This is a genomic window from Oricola cellulosilytica, assembly GCF_019966575.1.
Taxonomy (GTDB): domain Bacteria; phylum Pseudomonadota; class Alphaproteobacteria; order Rhizobiales; family Rhizobiaceae; genus Oricola; species Oricola cellulosilytica.
Map to the genome: position 1 here is coordinate 1 of NZ_JAINFK010000001.1, position 22326 is coordinate 22326.

20 protein-coding genes are annotated in these 22326 nt (G+C 60.1%); 9 read left to right on the plus strand and 11 right to left on the minus strand.

Features of this window, described 5'->3' with window-relative positions:
• Positions 1 to 525: 525 nt before the first annotated feature.
• Both iolB and LC298_RS00010 read right to left on the minus strand, forming a co-directional pair.
• Complete coding sequence (gene iolB / locus LC298_RS00005; RefSeq protein WP_131565791.1) at positions 526 to 1332, minus strand: 5-deoxy-glucuronate isomerase; 807 nt, start codon at positions 1330 to 1332, stop codon at positions 526 to 528.
• A complete protein-coding gene (locus LC298_RS00010) occupies positions 1325 to 1531 on the minus strand; it encodes a hypothetical protein (RefSeq protein WP_131565789.1) in 207 nt (68 codons plus the stop codon). Before LC298_RS00010 ends, iolB begins: the two co-directional genes overlap by 8 nt.
• Before the next feature lie 586 nt (positions 1532 to 2117).
• Here LC298_RS00010 and iolG point away from each other — a divergent pair.
• The gene (iolG, locus tag LC298_RS00015) at positions 2118 to 3119 is read left to right on the plus strand and encodes an inositol 2-dehydrogenase (protein ID WP_131565787.1); all 1002 of its coding nucleotides are present in this window, start codon (positions 2118 to 2120) and stop codon (positions 3117 to 3119) included.
• A 238-nt stretch (positions 3120 to 3357) separates the two neighbouring features.
• Here the strand turns inward: iolG and LC298_RS00020 are convergent, their stop codons facing one another.
• From LC298_RS00020 to LC298_RS00040, 5 genes are all read right to left on the minus strand, one after another.
• Positions 3358 to 5250 (minus strand): bifunctional sugar phosphate isomerase/epimerase/4-hydroxyphenylpyruvate dioxygenase family protein, encoded by a 1893-nt coding sequence (locus LC298_RS00020; RefSeq protein WP_131565785.1) that lies wholly within the window; start codon positions 5248 to 5250, stop codon positions 3358 to 3360.
• Positions 5251 to 5254: 4 nt separating this feature from the next.
• On the minus strand, positions 5255 to 6550 hold the full coding sequence (locus tag LC298_RS00025) for a TRAP transporter large permease (RefSeq protein ID WP_131565784.1): 1296 nt from the start codon (positions 6548 to 6550) through the stop codon (positions 5255 to 5257).
• Positions 6547 to 7110 carry a TRAP transporter small permease gene (locus tag LC298_RS00030; protein WP_131565782.1) on the minus strand — a complete coding sequence of 188 codons (564 nt, stop codon included), beginning with the start codon at positions 7108 to 7110 and terminating at the stop codon, positions 6547 to 6549. Before LC298_RS00030 ends, LC298_RS00025 begins: the two co-directional genes overlap by 4 nt.
• Before the next feature lie 32 nt (positions 7111 to 7142).
• Positions 7143 to 8159 carry a TRAP transporter substrate-binding protein DctP gene (gene dctP / locus LC298_RS00035; RefSeq protein ID WP_199223183.1) on the minus strand — a complete coding sequence of 339 codons (1017 nt, stop codon included), beginning with the start codon at positions 8157 to 8159 and terminating at the stop codon, positions 7143 to 7145.
• A 133-nt stretch (positions 8160 to 8292) separates the two neighbouring features.
• Positions 8293 to 8967 (minus strand): GntR family transcriptional regulator, encoded by a 675-nt coding sequence (locus LC298_RS00040; RefSeq protein ID WP_131565780.1) that lies wholly within the window; start codon positions 8965 to 8967, stop codon positions 8293 to 8295.
• Positions 8968 to 9230: 263 nt separating this feature from the next.
• Here LC298_RS00040 and LC298_RS00045 point away from each other — a divergent pair, with 263 nt between their 5' ends.
• From LC298_RS00045 to LC298_RS00080, 8 genes are all read left to right on the plus strand, one after another.
• A complete protein-coding gene (locus tag LC298_RS00045; RefSeq protein ID WP_131565779.1) occupies positions 9231 to 10307 on the plus strand; it encodes a Gfo/Idh/MocA family protein in 1077 nt (358 codons plus the stop codon).
• Positions 10304 to 11137 (plus strand): shikimate dehydrogenase family protein, encoded by an 834-nt coding sequence (locus tag LC298_RS00050; protein WP_131565777.1) that lies wholly within the window; start codon positions 10304 to 10306, stop codon positions 11135 to 11137. The genes LC298_RS00045 and LC298_RS00050 overlap by 4 nt, the downstream gene beginning before the upstream one ends.
• A 52-nt stretch (positions 11138 to 11189) precedes the next feature.
• Entirely contained in the window at positions 11190 to 11954 is a 765-nt protein-coding gene (locus tag LC298_RS00055) for an aldolase/citrate lyase family protein (protein WP_131565775.1), read from the plus strand.
• 199 nt (positions 11955 to 12153) lie between these two features.
• The gene (locus LC298_RS00060; protein ID WP_131565773.1) at positions 12154 to 12984 is read left to right on the plus strand and encodes a cytochrome c oxidase subunit II; all 831 of its coding nucleotides are present in this window, start codon (positions 12154 to 12156) and stop codon (positions 12982 to 12984) included.
• A gap of 82 nt (positions 12985 to 13066) precedes the next feature.
• Positions 13067 to 14842 carry a cbb3-type cytochrome c oxidase subunit I gene (locus LC298_RS00065; RefSeq protein WP_131565772.1) on the plus strand — a complete coding sequence of 592 codons (1776 nt, stop codon included), beginning with the start codon at positions 13067 to 13069 and terminating at the stop codon, positions 14840 to 14842.
• Complete coding sequence (locus LC298_RS00070) at positions 14839 to 15546, plus strand: cytochrome c oxidase subunit 3 (RefSeq protein WP_131565770.1); 708 nt, start codon at positions 14839 to 14841, stop codon at positions 15544 to 15546. The genes LC298_RS00065 and LC298_RS00070 overlap by 4 nt, the downstream gene beginning before the upstream one ends.
• Before the next feature lie 15 nt (positions 15547 to 15561).
• Positions 15562 to 16281: a heme-copper oxidase subunit III family protein gene (locus LC298_RS00075; protein ID WP_131565768.1), complete on the plus strand. Its 720-nt coding sequence runs from the start codon at positions 15562 to 15564 to the stop codon at positions 16279 to 16281.
• A gap of 8 nt (positions 16282 to 16289) precedes the next feature.
• Positions 16290 to 16658, plus strand: a complete 369-nt coding sequence (locus tag LC298_RS00080) for a cytochrome C oxidase subunit IV family protein (protein ID WP_131565767.1) — start codon at positions 16290 to 16292, stop codon at positions 16656 to 16658.
• Positions 16659 to 16684: 26 nt separating this feature from the next.
• Here LC298_RS00080 and LC298_RS00085 read toward each other — a convergent pair whose 3' ends face one another.
• The 4 genes from LC298_RS00085 to LC298_RS00100 all read right to left on the minus strand — a co-directional run bounded on the left by LC298_RS00085 (position 16685) and on the right by LC298_RS00100 (position 22249).
• Positions 16685 to 17512 carry a DUF2189 domain-containing protein gene (locus LC298_RS00085; RefSeq protein ID WP_131565765.1) on the minus strand — a complete coding sequence of 276 codons (828 nt, stop codon included), beginning with the start codon at positions 17510 to 17512 and terminating at the stop codon, positions 16685 to 16687.
• A 192-nt stretch (positions 17513 to 17704) separates the two neighbouring features.
• Positions 17705 to 19027: an aspartate aminotransferase family protein gene (locus tag LC298_RS00090; RefSeq protein ID WP_131565763.1), complete on the minus strand. Its 1323-nt coding sequence runs from the start codon at positions 19025 to 19027 to the stop codon at positions 17705 to 17707.
• 28 nt (positions 19028 to 19055) lie between these two features.
• Entirely contained in the window at positions 19056 to 19481 is a 426-nt protein-coding gene (locus tag LC298_RS00095; protein WP_131565762.1) for a universal stress protein, read from the minus strand.
• A gap of 14 nt (positions 19482 to 19495) precedes the next feature.
• Positions 19496 to 22249, minus strand: a complete 2754-nt coding sequence (locus LC298_RS00100; RefSeq protein ID WP_131565760.1) for a TRAP transporter permease — start codon at positions 22247 to 22249, stop codon at positions 19496 to 19498.
• Positions 22250 to 22326: the final 77 nt, after the last annotated feature.

The window sequence follows — 22326 nt, forward strand, 5'->3', positions numbered from 1 at the left end:
GCCCACACCTTCTTCTCGGCCATCTGCATCGCAGCCGCCGTCATCTTCTGGCTCTGATCAATGAGTCCTGACCCTAGCTCGTTTAGATAATTTTACTTGCCCTGGATAGTCGCAAAAATCAAAAGTATGTAGCCTACCGCCCCCCGGGAGACCGCGTTTTTGCCGCGAAATATAGGGATACCTCCTGCCCTTCTTGTTAGCATGGCGTGGCGCAAGACAATCCCTGGTCTCCTCGAAGAGCGTGCCTGCGAGCGGCGATATCTTCCTGACCCTGGTTCGCTCCTCTGCAGTCCGAAAGCTGCCTTCACCCGCCGCCGGACGTCATCCCAGACCGCGCGATCGATGATTGCCGGATGGAGGTGTTAACCGCCCGCGGCCATTTCGCGGCGATACGCGCCGGAGCCGGCATCTGCCACGACTTCATGGCCGCCGAGGCGCCGGACCTCTTCCGTGTGCTGAAGCGGGTTACTGGATCCTGTGACAGTGCGAGCGGAGCGGCACCTCTTTAATGCAGGCGCGTGACGTTCAGGCATCGCGTTTCATGATCCACTCGACCTGTGGCGCGGGAACGAAGCGCCACTTGCGCAAGGGACCGGCCATGACATTGAGATAGTACATTTCGAAACCGTAGGGGGCACCGCAGGGATGGTGGCCGCGCGGGACGAGCACCACATCTCCGTCGGAAACAGCCATCGTCTCGTCCAGCCGTCCGTCGTCAGTATAGACACGTTGGATGCCGAAGCCGTCCGAAGGGTTCAGCCGGTGGTAATACGTCTCTTCCAGGTAGGTGATGCGCGGATAATCGTCCTCGTCGTGGCGGTGGCTCGGGTAGGAGGACCAGTGGCCCGCGGGCGTAAAGACTTCCGTCACCAGCAGGCTGTCGGCATAGTCTTCATTCTCCATCGCGATGTTGTGGATATGGCGGGTGTTGGTGCCTTTTCCGCGCTCGGTCAGGGTAATGCCGTCCGGCCCGATGCGGCGGGCTTCGTGCCCGCCTCGACCGGGCGCGGAGCACACGGCGAGTACGCAATCGGTCTGGGCAGCCGCAGCCCATTCGGTCCCGTTGGGCAGGTAGAGGCAGTGAGGAGGCGTCTTCTCGAAGACGTCCATGCGGTCGCCCAGGACACCCCAGTCCTGACCCGCCCCGGTGATCCTGGCAATCCCCTCGACCATGACGAGGATGATCTCATCGTCGCCGGTCAATTCGGTGGCGGTGTCCCCTGGTCTCAACCGGTAAAGCGAGAAACCGACGTAGCGCCAACCGGCGCTCTCAGGTGTGATCCGATGCACCTGGCCGCGGATCCCAAAAGGCTTTCTAAGAAGATCAGTCATCCCTGTCCTCGTAGTTGGCGGGATCAAAGGCGACAAAGAACTCGTAAGCGCAGTAAAGCGCGATGACCCCGAAAAGCAGCGCCCAGAGAGTGTTTCCCATGACCAATTCAAGGAGGGCCCAACTGCCTGTCAGCGTTGTTACCAGAACCCGTGGCCAAAGAGGTAAAAAGATCGGATGACGGATGTTCAGCATAGCCATTGTCTCTCGGAATAGTCCATCGTGACTGCATCGAGGTCGATGCATTCATCAGGATCCCCGCTACGGTCAATACATCCGCGCGTACGCGCTCAGGGAAACTATCGTTTTGCGCCGGACCACCGAGCGACCGGTGTGTGCGCCATCCTCGATGATCCAACCGAAGGGGTGGTGATAGCTTAGCATTACGCGCTTAGCCGAAAACAACCTCGCCGGTTCCGACAGCGTTTCCGCGTGTGGCAACGCATCATCGCCCGAGAGCCTGGGCTCTCGCCACCGTGGGGGCCAGATCGCCCCTACGAGGTTCGAGCATCCCGCGTGAACGATGCACGGCGCCTGCGGGATGGGGAATCGTTCGACCTATTTGCGCGATGACGGCGTTAGCCAGTGGGTGGGCTTTCATCACCCGGCAGGGGCGGCGATAACTTTCGATTTGACCCTATATCGAACCCTGACAAACATGGAATATGATTCTAATTTGCAGCAGTTCGTCCCGCTCCTACCCGACCCCATCACGATCTGCTGACTGTGCAAGTCCGTGGCAGCGCCTTGGCGGGTCGTTACGCCATTCACTGAAAGGAACGCTCCCATGAAAGTCGCCCTGTTTGGCGCCGGCCGGATCGGCAAGGTCCACGCCGCCTCGATCAAAATGGATCCCCGCTCGGAACTCGTCGCCGTCACCGATGTGATGACGAAAGCCGCCGGAGCGCTAGCAAAGGAGTACGGCATCGAAGCCCGCTCCGCCGACGATATCCTCGCCGACGAGCGCATCGATGCTATCCTGATCGCGTCGTCGACCAACACCCACGCCGACTTGATCGAAGCCGGCGTCAAGGCGGGGAAAGCGATATTCTGCGAAAAGCCCATCGACCTGTCTCTGGACCGCGCGTTGGCGGTCCGGAAGGTAGCCGCCGGCCATGACAAGCCGGTTATGATGGCCTTCAACCGGCGTTTCGATCCAAGTTTCGCCGCTCTGAAAGGTGCGCTCGATGCCGGCGAGATCGGCAGGGCCGAACTTCTGACCGTCACGTCATACGATCCGGCACCGCCGCCGGTCAGTTATATACAGATGTCGGGCGGTCTCTACCGGGATATGATGATCCACGATTTCGACATGTGCGCGTTCCTGTTCGGAATGCCCAACTCGGTGATGGCACACGGCTCCTGCCTCATCGATCCCGAGATCGCCAGGGCGGGCGACGTGGATACCGCCGTCGCAGTTCTGACTTACGCCGATGGGCGGATCGCCACCATCCGAAACTCACGCCGCGCGCCCTACGGCTATGACCAGCGGGTCGAAGTGCTCGGCTCCGAAGGCGCCCTGGCGGCCGACAACGAGATCGAAAACACCCTCGTCAAATCCACTGCCGCCGGCATTGTGTCCGCCAAGCCGGTCTTCTTTTTCCTCGAACGCTACATGCGCGCCTATGCGATCGAATGGTCGGCATTCGTCGACGCGTGCGTCGAAGGCAAAAAGGTGCCGGTAACCGTTCAGGACGGGGTGAACGCGTTGGCGTTGGCCGAAGCGGCAAACATGTCCCTCGCTCAGGGGCGTCCGGTTGCGCTTACCTCAGGAATGACGGGAAGTTGAGTCATTTGCCTTCACGCTGGCCGTCGTCGCCAGGATACCTCGGCGCGACAGGCCTATGGAATAGCAGTCCCCGAAGTTTCACGATGCAGGGTTCCGGGCCGGCCTCGGAGGTTGCCCCACAAGACCGTGGAGGGTTCCGGCGCAAGGACCTGGCATAACGTGGCTGACCCTCAAGGTACCCGGCTCGGCGACCGCGGCCGTGGCGCTGAGGGACGTGGCGACCGGGCTGCGTCGCCGCCTATAATTTTGGCATGCCCTTGGCCCGCATCCGGCGCTGTTGCGCGGCGATGCGGAACTGCGCGTTGGCCGCGCCATAGCCGGAATAACCTCCGCGCCGCTCGACGAGCTCGAAGAAGAAGCCTTCGCCGTAATTGCGGCTGTAAAGCTGGAAGTATTCACCGTGATCGTCGCGGTCGTAGAGGATGTTGGCCTCCTTCATACGGTCGAGCAGCGCCTGCTCCAGGCCGAACCGGGCATCGAGATCGTCGTAGTAATTCGGTGAGATTGGAAGCGGAGCGAATCCGTTAGCGGCGAGCGCTTCGGCTGTCACGAAGATGTCCTCGCTCGCGAAGGCAATGTGCTGGACCGCCGAGCCGAAGCTTTCCGCGATGAAATGGCCGGCGAGCGTGCGCCGGTTTTCCGCGCCGTTCAGCGTGATGCGCAGTAAACCGTTATCGTTCTCGATCGCCTGGCTGCGCACCAAGCCGGCGGGATCGACCACGTCGACCATCGGCGTTTTGCGGGTTTCGAAAATCGACGTGTAGAAAAGCAGCCAGGTGAGCATTTCTTCGTAATTCATCGTCTGGGCAATATGATCGATCCGCACTAGTCCGGCGTCCTTCGGCGATGTTTCGTCGGCGACGGACCTGAACTCGATATCCCAGACGTGGGCCAGGTCGGTTTTGCCGTCGATGAAATGCATCACGCCACCGCCTACACCGCGGATCGCCGGAATTTTCAATTCGCCCGGGCCCACGATTTGTTCGAACGGGTCAGCCCCAAGCGCCCTGGCGCGCTCGACCGTCGCGGCCGCATCCTCCACCTTCAAACCGATGTCGCAGACATTCGTCCCATGCACGACGTAGGACGAATGTGCAAATCCCTCGCGCTCAGTGTTGATGACAATGTTGACGCCGCCCTGCCGCCAGAGCTCGACGTCCTTCGAAATATGCCGACCAGCACGCGCAAAACCGAGCGTATGCAGCATTGCGGCCAGTTGCGCGGCCTCGTCCTCGTCGGCGGCGAACTCGACGAACTCCACCCCTTCCACTTCGATCCGGTCGGGCATGTCGGAGACGGCGATGCGAATATCCGGTTCGAACCGGCGCACGCGGTCCATCAGGTAGACGAGCGAGCGGTGGCCGTCGACGGAAATCGATTTCGGCGAGCCTCCGCGGAACTGGTCGTTGAATATCTCCAGCGAAAGCACCCCGTCATAACCTGTCGCGGCAACCGCGCGCATGAAGCCGGTGACATCGAGATCGCCCTCGCCCGGCATGTTGCGGAAATGACGGGACCAGTAGAGCAGATCCATTTCGATCTTCGGCGCATCGGCCAGCTGCACGAAGAAGATGCGGTCTCCCGGAATGGAACGGATCGTATCTGGATCGATCTTTCGGGCCAGGGTGTGGAAGGAATCGAGGATCAGGCCGACATTCGCGTGGTCGGCGCGCCGCACGATTTCCCAAGCGTCGCGATGATCGCTGACATGCCGCCCCCAGGCGAGCGCCTCGTAGCCGACACGGATGCCGCGTTTCGCCGCCCCTTCTCCGAGCTCGCGGAAATCGTCGGCGGCGCGGTCGATGCCGCCGAGCGCAAGCGGCGAAACGGTGGAGCAAACCAACACGAGATCCGCCCCGAGTTCGCCCATCAGGTCGAGCTTTCGTTCGGCGCGGTCAAAAGTGCGGCTGCGCTGCGGATCCGGCATGCCCTCGAAATCGCGGAACGGCTGAAAAAGCGAAATTTCCAGTCCGTGATCGCGCACCATCTGCCCGACCTCGCGCGGCCCGCCGTCGAAGGCCAGGAAATCATTCTCGAAAATCTCGACGCCATCGAAGCCGGCGGCGGCGATAGCCGCAAGTTTCTCCGCAAGATCTCCCGAAATCGAGACCGTGGCGATCGAAGTTTTCATCCGCCTATCCGTGATATCCCAGCAGCCGAGGCAGCCAGAGCACGATGTCGGGCACCATGATGAGGACCAGCAATGCCACAATCAGGACCCCGAGAAACGCCCAGATCTCGCCGATGATCTCGAGCAGCGGGATGCGGGTGACGGCGTTGATGACGAAGAGGAGAATGCCGTAGGGCGGCGTGATGAGGCCGATCATGCAATTGACCACGGCAACGACACCGAAATGCACGAGATCGATCCCAAGTTCGCGGCAGGTCGGCAGGAACAGCGGAATGATGACGAGAATGATCGTCGTTGCATCGAGCACGCAGCCAAGCAGCAGAAAGAGCACATTCACGCCGAGGAGGAAGACAAGCGGATGGACATCGAGGCCCACGAGCGTCCGCGCCATCATGTTCGGGATGTTTTCCGAGGCCACGACGTAATTGAGGATCAAGGCACCGCCGATGACGATGCCAACGGCCGCCGAGGAACGCGCGCTGTCGACGAGGATACCGTATAGGGCGCGGATGGAGAGCGCGCGATAAAAAAGCGAGGCAAGAAGCAAGGCATAGAACGCCGCAACGGCCGCAGCCTCCGTCGGCGTCGTGATTCCGCCATAGATGCCGTAAAGCAAGATCGCCGGCATCAACAGCGCGGGAAACGCGTTTGCCGTATGGCGAGGCAGATCGCGCAAGGGAACGGGGTCCTCGACCAGGAAGCCGCGCCGGTGGGAAAGATATGTATTCATCGCCATCAACACGGCGCCCATGAATATGCCGGGCAGGATACCGCCCAAGAAGAGGTATCCGATCGAGGTGTTCGAGACGAGCGCGTAGAGCACCATCGGTATGGAGGGCGGAATGATCGGCCCAATCGTGGCGGACGCCGCCGTGATCGCCGCAGCGTAACCTTTGGTGTAGTGCCCGCTCCTCGTCATCATCTCAATGATGATCTTTCCGATGCCCGCTGCATCGGCGACAGCCGAACCCGACATGCCAGAAAAGATCAGCGAGGCGACGACATTGACGTGTCCAAGGCCGCCTCTAAACCGACCGACCGCAGCGACGCAGAACTGCAGAAGGCGCTCTGAGATCGTGCCAGCGTTCATGATGTTGGCGGCGATGATGAAGAGCGGCACGGCCAAGAGGATGAAGCTCTGGTAGAGCCCATCCATCAGGACCTTTCCGGCGATGCCGACACCCTGACCTCCGGCCGCGAGATAGACGAATGAGGCAAGCAGGATCGAATAGGCGATTGGTGCGCCAATGCCGGCGAGGAAGAACAGAGTGGCGAGGCAAAAGACGAACTCGATCGTCATCGACTCGCCGTCTCGTCATGGTGATGCAGATCAGTCTCGGCCCCGTGCCGGAACGAAACCCATGCGCGCCATCCGTAACGCAGCGACACGACCCCCAGGAAGACGATGTAGATGGAATAGATGTCGCGCATGCGAATGGAGTCGCCGAACAGCGCCTTGAGCGTTGCCGTCTTTTTCAGCCGCAGAATATAAAATTTGTCCCATGTCGGCTCCAGGGACCAAAGGAGCCCGGCAAAGATCGCCAGTCCGGAAATGATCGCAAACCATTTGCGGATAGCCGGATTTACGTGGAGATAGAGCATGTCGAAGGTGACATGATCACGCTCGCGCACGATGAAAGCGTTGCCCCAGAAGACCACCCAGACCCAGAGCGCCAAGCAAAATTCGAGGGTCCAGCCGTACAGGCTGGGATCGAGAAACGGAACCGCTTCGCCCAGCCACTGCAGGCGGGCTGTATAGCGGACCGCGATCTGAAGGATGAAGGTCAGGAACATGGCGGCCATCATCATGGCCGCCACGAACTCCGCACCCCGCATGAACCATTTTGACAACGGGGTCATGCGAGATTCTCCGCTGATCGGTCAGGCCGCGATCAGTTGCCCAAGGCGTTGATCTTCTCGAGCACGCCGTCCGGCCAGGACTCGGAGAATTCGGTTCCCGCATACTGGGCCTGCACGTGCGTGCGGAAAGCCTCCAGATCGGGTTCGTAGATCTCGAGCCCCTGCTCTTTCAGGAACGAGACGAGGTCCTCCTCCTTCTTGAGCTGCGCCTGACGCCCGCTTTCTGCTGCTGCGTCAGCCGCCTCCTGAACCGTTGCCTGCTGCTCGGGCGTCAGGGAGTCCCAAACAGCTTTCGAAAAGGCGACGTAGTTGAGATCGACAAGGTGTGACGTCAGCACGATCTGATTTGTCACCTCATAGAACTTTGCGTCAACGACCGTCGGCAACGGATTGTCCTGGCCGTCGACCGAGCCGGTGGAGAGCGCGGTGTACACTTCGGTGAAGGCCATCGGCGTCGGGTTGGCGCCGAGAGCCTTGCCCAGGAACTGCCAGGCGTCGGTGCCCGGCATGCGCAGATTCACGCCAGCCAGATCCTCCGGCCTCATGACGGTCAGTTCGTCCTTCGTCTGACGGAGGTTCACATGGCGGCGGCCGAGATACATGACTGACAGAAGCTTCACGCCGAGTTCGTCCTCGACCTTCTGTTTGAACGGTTCCATCAGCGGATCATTGAAGACCGCGACCTGATGGGCGGCATCCTGATGAACATAGCCCGTAGCGAAGATCGAGAATTCGGGAAAGAACGTCGCGAGTTCTTGTGCTGAAGCAATGGACATCTCCAGATCGCCCGACGCGATCGCCTCAAGCTCACTACCCTGCGCGATCAACGAGGCATTGTAGTGCGGTTCATAGACGGCGAATTCCGCCACCGCCGGCGCGAAGACCTCAGCAAGAGCGACAGAGCGCTGATCGGTTTCCGAGGCCGGTGTCGACATGCGCAACGTCACCTTGTCCTGCGCGAACGCGGACGAGGCGATCGAAATTCCCGAAAATGCCGCAAGGGCGACGGTTGTCGCCGCAAAGGCGCGGCGGGTCATATACTTCTTCATGTGGTTCCTCCCGGTTGAAGAAAGTCGAGACTTGCACTCCGCGTGGGATTATCGACGGGGGATCGCCCGAGTCAACGGCCATCGCCATATAAAATAGTTTTTATAGGATAAAAACGCGGATGTATCGGCGTTCCTATTTCTTGCCGGGCTCCCGATTAGCGATGCTGTGTTCGACGCCGCCGAGGATATGGTCCCTGAGCACTCGTGCCGCGGCGGCGGCGTCATGCGCAAGCGCCGCATCCAGAAGGGACCTGTGTTCCGCAGCCGCCTTCTCACCCCGGAACGTCAGTGTAAGCATCTGATATCGCAGATATTTATCGAAGACAGACCCGTGCAATTCCATCAACCTTCGCGACCCGCATCCCCCGATCAGAGCGCGATGGAACTGCCAGTCTGCATTTTTCCAGTTCTCCCGGACCGAGGTTTCTCCTGCCATCATCTGTTTTTCCAGCACGTGGAGCTTGTGATAAGCGGCCACCACCCCGGCCTCCCAATCGAGATCGCCTTGGGCAAACGAACGCTCCAGTGCATGACATTCGAGCAAGATACGCAGATCTGCGACTTCCCTCAAATCGCTGTCGGAGACCGGCGCGACCTCGAAGCCCTTCTGACCTTCGGCCACCACAAATCCGTCCGAGGTCAAGCGGTTGAGGATTTCTCGAAGGGTTGTGACACTGACATTGTAACGCCTGCGAAGCGGTTCGAGCCGCAACCTCTCGCTCGGTTTCAACCTGCCAAAAATGATATCGTTGCGGATATTTCGATAGGCGGTGTCGCCGATCGTGTCGTGCTTCGCCACCTCGATCACCTGATTTCCTCCGACAACTCGTCTTGACTGCATTTATGAATATAGGACATAAATAATAATATAGGAAATTTATGAACTCCGACGACCGCTTGGAGAATACGGCATGGCAGCCGGGACTCGCTTTCCCCCGACAAGGACATCTAATCGTGCCTCATACCATTCGCGTAGGCTGCAAGCTGGATATTTATCCCCCCGAGAAACGGACTTTCCGTTTTCATAGCGAGCGTCTCAAATCCGGTAAGGCAAAAACAGGAGCGTGACCGGTGGGGAGACCAATATCCATAGCGGTGGCCGGTGCCGGTCTTGTAGGCAAACGTCATGCCGAGGCCATCCGGGCCGCTGGTGCTGATATCGGCCTTTGCGCGATCGTCGACCCGGTGCCGTCCGGGGAAGCGCTTGCCGAGCAGTACGGTGTGCCCTGGCACCGGTCACTCGACGCACTTTTCAGCGGCGAGCACCCAGACGGGGTGATTCTTGCCACGCCGAACCAGATGCATTCCGAGGGTGCAATGGCCTGCATAACCGCTGGTATTCCCGCGCTCGTCGAGAAGCCCTTCGCAGTCGATGTCGGGGCGGCAGAAACCGTCGTTGCCGCGGCAGAGAAAGCGGGCGTTGCCCTTCTGACCGGTCATCACCGGCGTCACAATCCCTTGATCCGCCGCGCCAGGGCCGAGCTCGAAGCGGGCGCCATCGGTCGTGTCATCTCCGTCCACGTGAATGCCTGGCTCTACAAGCCGGAGGAGTATTTCGAGGCTGGGTGGCGCAGAGAGCCGGGCGCGGGGCCGGTTTTTCTCAACCTCATCCACGACATCGACGTACTGCATTACCTCGCCGGTGCTATCGAGACCGTTTACGCGATGGTTTCGAGCTCCGTTCGTAAGAATCCGGTTGAGGAAACCAGCGTCATTGCTCTGCGTTTTGCGGACGGCGTGCTTGGCACCATCAATGTTTCCGATACGATCGTCGCGCCCTGGAGTTGGGAAACGACCGCACGCGAGAACCCGGCTTATCCACCGACCAATCAGGTTTGCTACATGATCGGCGGCACCCACGGATCGCTTGAACTGCCAGGATTGAGGGTATGGAGGAATCGCGGAAAACGCAGTTGGTGGGAGCCTTTATGTGCCGAGCAGCTGACGCATGATTTCGGAGATCCGTTGGTGCATCAGATCCGCCAGTTCGCGTCTGTCATAAGAGGCGAGGAAATGCCGCTCTGCTCGGGCCGTGATGGACTGGAAGCGCTTCGTGTAGTCGATGCCGTCAAAAAATCTGCCACAACCGGTCAGACTACCAGCCTTCAGCGCCCCTTGGCGGCGAATGTTTCGGGAACTCCGAATTGATCTCCGGGCGCACGCAAATCATCGCCCATATCGGCGTGCCGACCGAAAGCTTCAAATCGCCGATGATCTACAATCCGTGGTTCGAGGCAATTGGGATCGACACCGTCGTCGTGCCCATGGGATGCGAAGCGGAGGACTATCCAGCCTTTCTTCGCCTGATTTTCAAACTACGAAACATCCAAGGCGCGCTGATCACCATGCCACACAAGGTGATGACGGTCGGACTGCTCGACAAAGCGAGCCCGTCTGTCCGGGTGTGCGGTGCGTGCAACGCGGTAAAGCGCGACGAGGCCGGCCGGCTCATCGGCGACATTTTCGATGGCGAGGGCTTTGTGCGCGGCATGCAGCACAAGGGGCGAACCGCAGCCGGCGCCACCGCGCTCGTTGTCGGCAGTGGGGGCGTGGGATCCGCAATCGCGGCATCCCTTGCCAAGGCCGGAGTTACGCGTCTCGGTCTTTTCGACACCCAGGTCGCCGCGGCGGAGAAAGTCGCAGCGAATGTCCGCGGCCACTATCCCGATATTGCGATATCGACGGGGTCCAATGATCCGGCGGGCTGGGACATTTTGGTCAACGCGACTCCGCTCGGCATGAATGAGGGGGATCCGATGCCGATGCCGGTCGAGCGCATCGCATCGACGTCATTTGTCGGCGAAGTCGTCATGCAACGGGAAGAAACGCCGTTCCTGGCCGCGGCGCGCGGCAGGGGGTGCGCAACCCTGGTCGGGACCGATATGCTTTTCGAGCAGATCCCGGCCTATCTGGAGTTCTTTGGACTTCCCGCCGCAACGCCGGAAAAACTGCGCAGCGTATCGAAAATCAGATATTGAACGGACCGGTCTCGGCGGCAAGCGGCAACGAATCCGGAAAAGGGCACGGCAAATGGACATTCCACGCAATGACTTCAAGAGAGCGATTGCCGAGGGTCGCCAGCAGATCGGCCTGTGGGTGACCCTGCCTTCAGGCTTCACCGCCGAGCTTCTCGCCACATGCGGTTATGACTGGCTGCTATTCGATACGGAGCATTCGGTCGGCGACCCCATGACGGTGTTCGAACAGTTGCAGGCCGCCGCGCCCTACCCGGCCAGCCTGGTCGTGCGGCCGGCCAGCAACGATGTCGTGCTGATCAAACGGTTGCTCGACGCCGGCGCACAGACGCTGCTCATCCCTTATGTGCAAAATGCCAATGAAGCCAAAGCTGCAGTCGACGCCATGCGTTATGCACCGCGGGGTGTTCGCGGTTTTGCCGGTCTAACACGAGCGACGCGATACGGCGCGGTTGACGATTACGCCACGCACGCAGAGAAAGAATTGTGTCTTCTCGTCCAGGTCGAGACCAAGTCTGCGCTGGACGAAATCGAAGCGATCGCCGCAGTCGACGGCGTCGACGGAATTTTCGTCGGCCCTGCCGATCTATCCGCATCGATGGGCCATTCCGGCAACACAGGTCATCCAGAAGTCGAGCGTGCGATCGAAGTGGCCATCGAGAGGATCCGCAAAGCCGGGAAACCGGCCGGCATTCTATCGCTGGATAAGGAGTTTGTGCGCAGGTGCCTGGATCTCGGCACGGTCTTTACCGCCGTCGACGTGGACGCCAGCATCCTCGTCCGGCAGGCAAGGGAGATCGCACGCGAATTCAAAGGCTGAGAAGCTACTGGTGGAAGCGGTCGGAGAGGGGCTCTGGCGCCTCACTGGAAACGATAGGGCCACGAACGGCCGCCTGATGCCTAAACTCCATTGTCTTGGAGGCGAAAGTGACGCAGGGTTTGAAGTAATTCAATTCCAGACTATGATGCCGCCACTTCCCGGGGGTCGGGATCCTGCGGGAAGGCGGGAGGTGCGAAGCATGACGGTTGCGATCGTTCTCGTACTGGTAGCCTTGGGCTCAATCGTTTTCCACGTGCTCAGTCCGTGGTGGTGGACGCCCATCGCCTCTAATTGGGGTTACATCGATCAGACATTGATCGTCACGTTCTGGATCACCGGCGTGGTCTTCACCGCCGTCGTTGTATTCATGGCGTACTGCGTTTTTCGTTTCCGACACAGGGAAGGCGCAAAGGCCGCTTACGAACCTGAAAGCCGTAAACTGGAACTGTGGCTGACCGGCATCACGGCGGTAGGCGTCGCGGCCATGCTTGCGCCAGGCCTGATCGTCTGGTCGCAATTCGTAACGGTGCCGGATGAAGCGACCGAGATCGAGGTGGTCGCGCAGCAGTGGCAGTGGAATTACCGGCTACCCGGAGAAGACGGGATACTCGGCAAATCGAGCAACAAGCTGGTCAGCTATGACAATCCGCTTGGCGTCGATCCTGACGACGTCAACGGTCAGGACGATGTCATCGTGGAGGCCGATGCACTGCATCTGCCGATTGACCGGCCGGTCAAGGTATTGCTGCGCTCCATCGACGTGCTCCACGATTTTTACGTGCCTGAGTTCAGGGCGAAGATGGACATGGTGCCCGGCATGGTTACTCACTTCTGGTTCACGCCGACCAGGACGGGCGAATTCGAAGTCCTCTGCGCCGAACTCTGCGGGGTCGGTCACGGCTACATGCGCGGCGCAGTGTTCGTCGATTCCGAGCAGGATTATCAGGCGTGGCTGGCCAGCCAACAGACCTTCGCGGAGATTTCCGGTCCTGTGAAGATCGGGGCAGCCGGAGGCGGCGCCGCACGATGACGGGGATGAAGACAGCGTAACGAAGGAGGCCCGACGATTGTCGTTCGGGCATCGCTAGAGGGAAGCTAGGGAGCTGGAAGCGATGGTCGATGTAACACCGCATGACGAGAGCGGCGTTCCCCCGGCGGAGGTGCCCGAACTCGAGCTTTACCACCCCAAAAGCTGGTGGACGACCTACGTCTTTTCCCAAGACGCCAAGACCATCGCGATCCAGTATTCCGGTACCGCAATCGCCATCGGTTTCGTGGCGCTGGTGCTGTCGTGGCTTATGCGGCTGCAACTCGGATTTCCGGGCACGTTCGATTTCATCACGCCTGAGGCCTATTACCAGTTCGTGACCATGCACGGCATGATCATGGTGATCTATCTACTGACCGCGCTGTTCCTCGGTGGTTTCGGAAATTACCTGATCCCGCTGATGGTCGGGGCACGCGACATGGTCTTCCCCTACATCAACATGCTCAGCTACTGGATCTACCTGCTTGCGGTGCTGGTTCTCGTGGTCAGCTTTTTTGCGCCGGGCGGGCCAACCGGAGCCGGCTGGACGCTGTACCCGCCGCAGGCGATTCTGAGCGGAACGCCGGGCGGACAGGGAGCGGGTATCATCCTGATGCTGGTCTCGCTCATTCTCTTTATCATCGGCTTCACCATGGGCGGCCTGAATTACGTGGTGACCGTGATCCAGGGGCGCACACGCGGCATGACGCTTATGCGCCTTCCGCTTACCGTCTGGGGCATTTTCACAGCCACCGTGATGGCGCTGCTCGCGTTTCCGGCGCTCTTCGTCGCCTGCGTGATGATGCTGTTCGACCGGTTACTAGGCACCAGCTTCTTCATGCCGGCGCTGGTGGATGCGGGCGAGCAACTCAGCTACGGCGGAGGCAGTCCGATCCTCTTTCAGCATTTGTTCTGGTTCTTCGGCCACCCGGAGGTCTACATCGTCGCGCTGCCGGCCTTCGGTATCGTCTCCGATCTCATCAGCACGCACGCCCGCAAGAACATCTTTGGCTACCGCATGATGGTCTGGGCGATCATCATTATCGGTGCCCTCTCATTCGTGGTCTGGGCGCACCACATGTATGTCAGCGGCATGCATCCCTGGTTCGGCTTCTTCTTCGCCACAACCACCTTGATTATCGCCATTCCGACGGCGATCAAGGTCTACAACTGGGTCCTCACGCTTTGGCGCGGCGACATTCATCTGCGGGTGCCGATGCTGTTTGCCCTCGCCTTCATCGTCACCTTCGTCAATGGCGGTCTTACCGGCCTGTTTCTCGGCAATGTCGTCGTCGACGTTCCATTGTCGGACACGATGTTCGTAGTGGCGCATTTCCACATGGTCATGGGCGTGGCTCCGATCCTCGTGATTTTCGGCGCAATCTATCACTGGTATCCGAAGATCACTGGCAGAATGTTCCATGAAGGAATGGCCCAATTCCATTTCTGGGTCACGTTCCTGGGCGCCTATGCGATCTTCTTTCCGATGCACTATGTCGGCCTGGTCGGGGTGCCACGCCGCTACCCGGAGATAGGCGACACGGCGTTCGTCCCGGACTCGGTCCAGGATCTGAATGCGTTCATCACCATGGCGGCGCTGATCGTCGGGTTCGCCCAGATCGTGTTCCTCTTCAACATATTCTGGAGTCTCCGTCACGGGCGGGAGGCTGGCGGCAATCCGTGGCGCGCGACCAGCCTTGAGTGGCAAACACCTACAACGCCCCCGCCGCACGGAAACTGGGGCGATCACGTGCCCGTCGTCTATCGGTGGGCCTACGACTACAGCGTCCCCGGCGCTTCGCAGGACTTCATCGCCCAGAACGATCCGGGGACCGGCATCAAGGCGCCGAGGCCCGCATGAGTGTGATCCTCGTCTTCCTGCTCGTGGTTTTTGGATTCTCCCTCTGGTGGCTCTCTCAGCAACGACTGTTGTCGAAGCCATGGACCGAGCAGGGCTTGGCCGTCGACCCCTCCCACCGAGGCGAGGCGGCTATGCCGACGGCCAAAATTGCGCTCGGGATCTTCCTGGCGGTAGTCGGCGCGCTGTTTGCGTTGTTCGCGAGCGCATATTTCATGCGGATGGAGTATTCCGACTGGCAGGCGCCCCCGGTGCCAAGCGTCATATGGGCCAACACGGCGATACTCGTGGCCGCCAGTATCGCCCTGGAGATCGCGGCGCGCACGGCGCGCGATGGGCGAATTGACATTTCGCGTGTTGCGCTGGCAATCGCCGGCGCCGCTACACTGGTCTTCCTGGCCGGACAACTCGTGGCCTGGCAGCAGTTGTCGCTTGCCGGACACTATCTGGAAGTGAACCCAGCCAACGGATTTTTCTACCTTTTGACAGGCATGCATGGCTTGCACATCATCGGCGGCCTGATCGCGCTCGGCTTCACACTCGTTGCCCTGTCGGCGCAAGCTCCGATCAGCGGACAGTTGCAACTCCGTGTCGAGCTATGCGCGATGTACTGGCATTTCCTCCTCTTCGTATGGTTGGGGCTTTTGGTGCTGCTGGCCGGCTGGGCCGGCGATTTCATTGCTATCTGCAAGCAAGTGTTGACGTGATGAGGGATACAAACCATGGCTGACACCACCGCCAATCACGCAACCTCAAGGCCGCGCCGTCCGGGGATAGCCGGTGTCGCCGCCGACTGGGCTTCCGATCAGCGCGCCTTCAAGACGGCATCATGGGGGAAGGCCATGATGTGGATATTCCTGCTCTCAGACACCTTCATATTCGGTTGCTTCCTCCTCGCCTACATGACTGCGCGGATGTCGACGGTGGTGCCGTGGCCGGACGCAAGTAAAGTTTTCGGATTGCAGATCGGCGGTTCCGATGTTCCCCTCATCCTGATCGCGATCATGACCTTCGTGCTGATTTCCTCGAGCGGAACCATGGCGATGGCGGTGAATTGCGCCTATCAGCGCAGACGGGGCGCGACGGTGGTGCTGATGTTGTTCACCGCCCTGATGGGCGCAACGTTCGTGGGCATGCAGGCCTTCGAATGGACGAAGCTGATCAGTGAAGGCGTGCGGCCATGGGGAAACCCCTTTGGCGCCGCACAATTCGGCGCCACGTTCTTCATGATCACCGGCTTTCACGGTACTCACGTGACTATCGGCGTGATCTTCCTACTCATCGTCGCACGCAAGGTCTGGCGCGGCGAATATGACCGCGGCGACCGGGGCTTCTTCACCAGCCGGCGCGGCGATTACGAGCAGGTCGAAATCATGGGCCTCTACTGGCACTTCGTCGATCTGGTCTGGGTGTTCATTTTCGCATTCTTCTATCTGTGGTGAGGTAAGGCATGTCGGCACCGGCAACACACGCACATGACGTCCCGCAAGCGGCCGCGGCGGTCGAGCATGGCCAGCACCATCCGATCCGGCTCTATCTGATCGTCTGGTTCTGGCTCTTCGTGCTCAGCGCCTGCTCCTATTTCGTCGATTATGTGGGCTTTGAGGGTTTTCTGCGCTGGAGCTTGATCATCGTCTTCATGATGTTGAAGGCGGGGCTGATCGTCGCTGTCTTCATGCATATGGTCTGGGAGCGGCTGGCGCTCGTGTACGCCATATTGCTGCCGCCGGTGGCGGTGCTTGTTTTCGTCGCGATCATGGCCATCGAATCCGACTACACCGCGCTAATGCGGACGATGTCCTTCGTCGGTGGAGGGTGACCGGACGTTCCGACGATCGGAAGGTCTTATGCCTTCTTCTTGCTCCGCGCCTCGGCAGTCGGCGAGACCACAGCCTTCCGGTAGAGGTGCCACGTCGCGTGGCCCAAGATCGGGACAACCACCGCGAGTCCGGCGAAAAGAGGCAGTGAGCCAACCGCCAGCATCGCGGCGACGATGAATCCCCACAGGAGCAACGGCGCGGGATTGGTCTGAATAACGCGCAGAGAGGTCCTGATCGCCGAAGAGGCGCCTACATCCTGGTCCAGCAACAGCGGAAAGGCCACCGACGTTGTCGCGAGCACCACAAGTGCGAACAGGAAGCCTATGAGGTTTCCGGTAACGAGCATGGTCCAGCCCCGCTCGGTCGTTAACACGTCGAAGACAAATGCAACGAAGGAGTCCGGACCGGCCGAACCATAAAATTGGGCATAAATCGCCTGGGCCGTCACGAGCCACGCCAAGAAGATGACTGTCAACATCAGGCCGACAGCGATGATCGAGGGAACTGCGGGGGAACGGCGGACTTCCAACGCGTGTCGCCACGATGTGTCCATGCCAGCCTCCCGCCGCCGGCTAATTTCGTACAGACCGATGGCAGCGAGCGGCCCCAGCAGAGCAAATCCGGCAATCAGCGGGAAAATGAGTTGCAATACCTGGCCGGTGGACGCCCAACTCAGCAGCAGCAAACCAATGATCGGGTAGACTATGCATATAAAGACATAGTGCGACGGCTTCTCCCAAAAATCGTCCAGACCCCGCCGAAGAGCATCAAATACGTCATTGAAATCAATACGCCGGACTTCCGGATCCGCGACCGCTCCCTGAGCACCGCTTAAAACGTGAAAAGCCGCCATGTCATCCCTCCTGGACTGGGTCCGGCGGGCCGACGCTCACGTGGCCTGATCTGGCCGGTTACGTGGAGCGCAACCCTGCCGTAAGGGCATGATACAATGGGAAAACGGGTTTGTCGCCATCTTGATTTCGAGACGGTTTCTTGATCCTCAACGATCCCGGAATTGCCTCGACGGGGGCTGAGCACCCCCTGCTCAAAAAACTGCCTTGAAGGCAGTGTCCAGTTTGCCAACGACCTCGTCAATTTGGCGCTCCTCGATGATGAAGGGCGGCGCAAGCAACATATGGTCGCCCCGGGCACCGTCGATGGTGCCGCTCATCGGATAGCAAATCAACCCGGCCTCAAAGGCTCGCTTCTTGAGATTCGCGGCTATCTTCCGGGAGGGATCGAAAGGCGCCTTCGTCTCGCGATCCTCGACGAACTCCAGTCCCAGAAACAGCCCTCGCCCACGAATATCGCCCACATTCGGGTGCTGCCCGAACACCAGTTCCAGTTCGGCGCGCAGTTTCCGTCCCTTATCGTTGACGTTCGCTAGCAGACCGCGGTCGAGAATGGCGCCCAGGACCGCACGCGAGGCGGCGGTCGCCAGCGGATGTCCCATATAGGTATGGCCATGCTGGAAGAAGCCCGTTCCGGCGGCAATGGCTTCGTATATCGCTCCGGAGCACAGCATGGCTCCGATTGGCTGGTAGCCGGCGCCCAGCCCTTTCGCGATCACCGCGATATCCGGCGATATACGGTCTTGCTCACATGCGAAGAGAGTCCCCGTGCGCCCCATTCCGCACATGACCTCATCCAAGATAAGGAGGATCCCGTTGGCGTCGCAGATCTCCCGAATCCTTCTGTAATACCCCTCAACGGGCGGCACGGCTCCGGCTGTCGCGCCGACCACCGGCTCGGCGATGAATGCCAGCACGGACTCTGCCCCTAGCCGCTGAATCTCTTCTTCAAGTTCATTCGCCACCCGCTGTCCATATTCGTATGCGCTCTCGTCAGAGCAGCGGTCGCGATACTCATAACAGGGCGAAATATGGGAGGTTTCAACCAGCAGCGGGGCAAATTGCCGGCGGCGCCATTCATTACCCCCGGCAGCCAGAGCGCCGAGCGTGTTGCCGTGATAGCTTTGCCGGCGGGCAATGACACGATGACGGTCCGGTTGACCGATCTCGAGGAAGTACTGCCGCGCGAGTTTAATTGCCGCTTCGACCGCCTCAGAGCCGCCTGATACGAAATAAACGCGCTCAAGCCCCTGCGGTGCGTTCTCGATCAGCCGATCGGCGAGTTGCTCGGCCGGCTCGGAGGTGAAGAAACCGGTGTGGGCAAAGGCGATCTTGTCCAACTGCGATTTGATGGCGTTGGCGACAGCGGCGTCAGAATGGCCGAGGCACGAGACTGCGGCACCTCCGGATCCGTCGAAATAACGCTTTCCGTCGGCGTCGATAATGTAACAGCCATCCCCCCTTGCCGCCACGGGAAGTTGCCCGACAGTGGCGCGGCCGAAAACATGGGAACTCATGATGCGATCTTCTCCTGAACGCGACGGGCTAGGGCCGGACGATCATCACAGACGCAGAAGTATGGCGCGCGACATGATCAGCATTCGGCCCGATCAACAAATCGGCCAGTTCCGGACGGTGCGACGCCATGACGATGAGGTCGCACCCCTCCACCTCCGCGACCCGGACGATCTCACGGTAGACCTGCCCCGCAGCCACGTGCTCCACGGCAGTGATACCGGCAAGTTCGCGATCAACCAGTGCCGTCAATTCCTCGGCGGCCTTTCTGGCGATCTTCTGCTCGTAGTCGTCCGGAAAATACTGCGCGACCATTGCCGTACGGATGTCCTGCACGACTGTAACGATATGCAAGTCAGCTCCGAAAGCTTCGACGAGCTTTCGGGCAACGGGGATTGCCTTTTTCCAGGAGCTCTCGTGTGCCAGATCGATGGGTAGCAGGATAGATTTGTACATGACCGGATCCTTTCTCAGGCCTCGGCAAGTTCTTCACGGCGCGGCGGACTCGATGCCGGCGCCCGGCGGCGCTGTAACCACACGACAAGCGCGAGAAGCAGCAGCGCCGGAAGATAGATCAGGTATTTGGACGGTTGTTCGGCAGGTTTCAGAACGCGGACGATTTCCTGATCCCAGTCGAGACCGACTTCCTGCGCGGGCGACCCAAAGCCAACATCGTCGATAATGGTCTTGCCGTCCCGCTCCATAAGCGTCAGCCCCGCTCCCTCTATCCGTTCCTCCCCAGATGAGCCGTCAGGCAGCGCCAGCAAGACGACCCATTCCCGCATCTCGCCGACATCGTCCAGACCGGCGATGCGCAGGCGCAGTTTCTCACCGGAGGGTACGTCGCCCGCAGCAGCTACAATCTGCGCAGGAGCGACCTCTTCATACGGCGGATAGACCATGTCCATCCAAAAGCCCGGCCTGAAGAAGGTGAAAGCGAGAACCAGCAACGCGATGCTTTCCCAAACGCGGTTGCGTGTAAGGAACCAGCCCTGGGTGGCGGCAGCGAAAAGCAACATGGCCACGGTAGCGATGATGAAAATGAAAATTCCCTGGATCCAACCGACATTGATAAGCAGCAGTTCGGTGTTGAAGATGAACAGGAAGGGCAGCGCCGCTGTTCGTAGGGAATAGAAGAAAGCAACGAAGCCGGTGCGGATGGGATCGCCGCCGGAAACCGCGGCGGCGGCAAACGAGGCGAGGCCAACAGGCGGCGTAACGTCGGCCATGATTCCGAAATAGAAAACGAAGAGATGGACAGCGATCAACGGCACCAAAAGGCCGTTTTCCTGACCGAGCGTGACGATCACCGGCGCAAGAAGCGCCGAGACGACAATATAGTTTGCCGTCGTCGGCAGGCCCATGCCGAGGATCAGCGACAGGATCGCGGTGAGGAACAGGATCGCCAAGAGATTGCCGCCAGACAGGACTTCCACGACATCCGCGAGTGCCGAACCAACACCTGTTTGCGAGACCGCGCCCACGATGATGCCTGCGGTCGCCGTCGCGATGCCGATACCGATCATGTTGCGGGCGCCCGAGATCAAGCCGTCGATCAATTCGTGAAACCCCCGCCGCACTGCGGCACCTAGATCCCCCTCGCGCCGGAAAAGAGCAAACAAGGGCCTCTGGGTCAGCAGTATGAAGATCATGAAGGCAGAGGCCCAGAATGCGGATAAGCCGGGCGACAGCCGCTCCACCATCAACGCCCAGACAAGAACGATCACGGGCAGAATGAAATGCAGCCCCGACTTGATCGTCGGGCCCGGCAGAGGCAGCTTCGCGACCGGAGCGTTGGGATCGTCCATCTTCGGTTCGGGATAGTTGGAGCCGAAGGCGACCAACGCCACATAGACGGCGGTCAGACAGACGAAGATCACATAGGGCGATGCCGCGCCGAAGGTCGGACGAATCCAGCCCATGCCGTAGTAGACGCCAAGAGACACTGCAGACAGGACGAGAACGCCGAAGACGATGCCTACCAGGCGGCGCATCAGGGGGCCCGGCTCATAAGGCCGCGGAAGCCCTTTCATCCCGGCCTTCGCCGCCTCCAGATGAACAATATAGACGAGCGCGATATAGGAGATCAGCGCCGGAAGAAACGCGTGCTTGACGACATCGAAATAGGGGATACCGACATATTCAACCATGAGGAAAGCCGCCGCGCCCATCACAGGCGGCATGATCTGGCCGTTAACCGATGAAGCCACCTCCACGGCGCCGGCCTTCTCGGAAGAAAATCCCACCTTCTTCATCAAGGGAATCGTGAAGGTGCCGGTCGTCACCACATTGGCAATCGAGGAGCCGGAGATAAGTCCGGTCATCGCCGAGGAAACGACGGCCGCCTTCGCCGGTCCGCCCTTCATGTGCCCCATAAGCGAAAATGCCACTTGAATGAAGTAATTGCCCGCTCCGGCCTTATCCAGAAGCGCCCCGAAGAGCACGAAAAGGAACACGAACGAGGTTGAAACACCGAGCGCAATGCCGAACACGCCCTCCGTGGTGATCCAGTGGTGGTTGATGATCTCACGTAGATTGTTGCCCTTGTGGGCAATGATCTCCGGCATATACGGCCCCAAAACTGTGTAAACGAGAAAAAGCGAGGCAACAATCACTAGCGCCGGCCCGAGGGAACGTCGCGTCGCCTCCAGCAGCAGCAACAGGCCTGCAATAGAGACGACATAGTCGAGAAAGATCGGCTGGCCGACGCGGTCGGCAATCGGTCCGTAGTAAATAAACAAATAGGCCGCGCAAAAGCCTCCGACGGCTGCAAGAATCCATTCGTGGATCGCGATACGGTCGCTGCGGGTTGGCAATGCGCAGGCGCCCGCCACCAGCACGGTGATGACGAGAACGACCCAGACCGGAAACGTGTCTTGGGCCGAAATGGCGAGCAGACCGCCAAGAACAAGCGGCGTGGCGACGCCGAGAACGCGTTGCAGCGCAGAGTTGCCCGGCGGAAAGGCGAGGAAGGCGAGAACAACCGCAAACGCCAAGTGTATAGAGCGCGCCTCGGTGTCGTTGAACACGCCGATGCCGAGTACGAACGGCAGCGGGGAGGCAAACCAAAGCTGGAACAGCGACCACGCCAGCGCGATGCCGGCGATCAACTTGGCGATCCCCGGGCCGGCGGATCGACCGCCCGTGTCCGCTTCGGCGACAAGTGCGTCGATCTCCGCCTGCGTCAGGCCTCTGTGAGCCTCATTCTGCACCGCATCCGCCATCGTCCTTGCCCCGCTTCGGCCCCCGTGCCACCGTGCGGATACGGCACTTGCCGCATCGCAATATCAAAGGCCCCGCG

Coding starts and splice junctions, on each gene's coding strand:
- iolB (WP_131565791.1), bottom strand. CDS start 1,332: ATGACTGATCTTCTTAGAAAGCCTTTTGGGATCCGCGGCCAGGTGCAT.
- LC298_RS00010 (WP_131565789.1), bottom strand. CDS start 1,531: ATGGCTATGCTGAACATCCGTCATCCGATCTTTTTACCTCTTTGGCCA.
- iolG (WP_131565787.1), top strand. CDS start 2,118: ATGAAAGTCGCCCTGTTTGGCGCCGGCCGGATCGGCAAGGTCCACGCC.
- LC298_RS00020 (WP_131565785.1), bottom strand. CDS start 5,250: ATGAAAACTTCGATCGCCACGGTCTCGATTTCGGGAGATCTTGCGGAG.
- LC298_RS00025 (WP_131565784.1), bottom strand. CDS start 6,550: ATGACGATCGAGTTCGTCTTTTGCCTCGCCACTCTGTTCTTCCTCGCC.
- LC298_RS00030 (WP_131565782.1), bottom strand. CDS start 7,110: ATGACCCCGTTGTCAAAATGGTTCATGCGGGGTGCGGAGTTCGTGGCG.
- dctP (WP_199223183.1), bottom strand. CDS start 8,159: ATGAAGAAGTATATGACCCGCCGCGCCTTTGCGGCGACAACCGTCGCC.
- LC298_RS00055 (WP_131565775.1), top strand. CDS start 11,190: ATGGACATTCCACGCAATGACTTCAAGAGAGCGATTGCCGAGGGTCGC.
- LC298_RS00060 (WP_131565773.1), top strand. CDS start 12,154: ATGACGGTTGCGATCGTTCTCGTACTGGTAGCCTTGGGCTCAATCGTT.
- LC298_RS00065 (WP_131565772.1), top strand. CDS start 13,067: ATGGTCGATGTAACACCGCATGACGAGAGCGGCGTTCCCCCGGCGGAG.
- LC298_RS00070 (WP_131565770.1), top strand. CDS start 14,839: ATGAGTGTGATCCTCGTCTTCCTGCTCGTGGTTTTTGGATTCTCCCTC.
- LC298_RS00075 (WP_131565768.1), top strand. CDS start 15,562: ATGGCTGACACCACCGCCAATCACGCAACCTCAAGGCCGCGCCGTCCG.
- LC298_RS00080 (WP_131565767.1), top strand. CDS start 16,290: ATGTCGGCACCGGCAACACACGCACATGACGTCCCGCAAGCGGCCGCG.
- LC298_RS00085 (WP_131565765.1), bottom strand. CDS start 17,512: ATGGCGGCTTTTCACGTTTTAAGCGGTGCTCAGGGAGCGGTCGCGGAT.
- LC298_RS00090 (WP_131565763.1), bottom strand. CDS start 19,027: ATGAGTTCCCATGTTTTCGGCCGCGCCACTGTCGGGCAACTTCCCGTG.
- LC298_RS00095 (WP_131565762.1), bottom strand. CDS start 19,481: ATGTACAAATCTATCCTGCTACCCATCGATCTGGCACACGAGAGCTCC.
- LC298_RS00100 (WP_131565760.1), bottom strand. CDS start 22,249: ATGGCGGATGCGGTGCAGAATGAGGCTCACAGAGGCCTGACGCAGGCG.